The 570-nt window shown below is 70.0% G+C and carries 1 protein-coding gene; it reads left to right on the forward strand.

Annotated features, from left to right (window positions below; genetic code table 11):
- Window positions 1–255: 255 nt before the first annotated feature.
- Window positions 256–570, forward strand: a 315-nt coding sequence (locus SSP08S_RS58000) for an AMP-binding protein (RefSeq protein ID WP_043260499.1), incomplete at its 3' end; no start/stop codon positions are given.

Genomic DNA, 570 nt, shown 5'->3' on the forward strand with positions numbered 1-570 from the left:
TGGACGACTTCTGGCGCCACCAGCTCCCGGACATCCTCATCGCCCGCTTCGCCGGTACCTTCCGTCGCCCGGTCAACCCCCGTTCTTTCCAAGGGGAGTTGGCGTTCCGCTCCGTCACTCGGCGCGCCCCCGGCGGCGCAGCCCGTTCCTGCACGCCGAGACGGCATACCGCTACTGGGACACCGACGGCGGCCGGAGCGACGGCGAGGCGACCCTCGCCTTCGTCAACATCCCCTGAACACCGAAGGACTGCCCATGGAGACATCCACGGCGACACCGCCGCCGGCGGCCGACCGGATCCACCACCCCGAACTGCGCACCCTCGTCCAGACCGCCCGCTTCCACGCCGAGCACCAACCCGACATCCTCGCCGTGCTCTGCGAGGACCGCAGCCTGACGTACGGCGATCTGCACCGCGAGAGCAACCGCATCGCCCACGCTCTCCAGGCCGCCGGACTCGCACCGGGCGACCGGGTCGCGTACCTCGGCAAGGAGTCCGAGCACTACTACGAGATCCTCTTCGCCTGCGCCAAGAGCGGCACCGTGCTCGTCCCCGTCAACTGGCGGCTC

This window comes from Streptomyces hokutonensis, assembly GCF_000376565.1.
Classification (GTDB): Bacteria; Actinomycetota; Actinomycetes; order Streptomycetales; family Streptomycetaceae; genus Streptomyces; species Streptomyces hokutonensis.